Origin of the sequence: Pseudoalteromonas sp. bablab_jr010 (assembly GCF_016464105.1) — a bacterium.
Lineage (GTDB): Bacteria > Pseudomonadota > Gammaproteobacteria > Enterobacterales > Alteromonadaceae > Pseudoalteromonas > Pseudoalteromonas simplex.
In genome coordinates, this window is the sequence record NZ_JACDWV010000003.1 from 1 (window position 1) to 608 (window position 608).

Genomic DNA, 608 nt, shown 5'->3' on the forward strand with positions numbered 1-608 from the left:
CGTCGAACCAAAGGCTCAAATCGTTGGCACAAAACTAAACAACGCATCAATAAACTACACGGTAAAATCTCAAGGCAAAGGCTCGACTTTGCGCACAAAATTTCACGACAGATAATCAATGAAACTGATATAGCGTGTTTTGAAGATTTAAACGTAAAAGCGATGCAAAAGTTCAATGGCAGCATGGTTGCCGATAACGTAATGGGGCTGATAACTCAGCTTTCAAAATACAAAGCTGAGTTAGAGGGTAAGTTGTATCACGAAATTGGTCGATTTGAGAAGTCCACTGGGATCTGCTCAGAGTGCGGCCAAAACCATGTTTTAACATTGAACGATAGGTATTTCACTTGTGTAGCTTGCGGAACGTATCAAAACCGTGATCTATCGTCGGCTAAGAGCATAGAAAAGACAGGTGAATTAGATTTAATTGCGGCTGGCATCGTCGCAAGGGTAGCACCCGTATCTCAGGAGAAACAATCCGTTAAAACGAAAGTCTTCGAATTATCGAAGTTGGATTTTGGATCTGAGAAAAAAGAAGCAGCCTAGCCGTTAAGCTAGACTGTAGAAGCCCAGTGATCAGAGCGAAGCGATGTCGCTGGGTAGTTCAC

General features: G+C 42.8%; 1 protein-coding gene. It reads left to right on the top strand.

The annotated features are described in order from the left end of the window. Positions 1-546 (top strand): RNA-guided endonuclease TnpB family protein (locus JIG37_RS00010; RefSeq protein ID WP_199528334.1); only part of this gene is annotated, 546 nt, incomplete at its 5' end. Positions 547-608 lie beyond the last annotated feature (62 nt).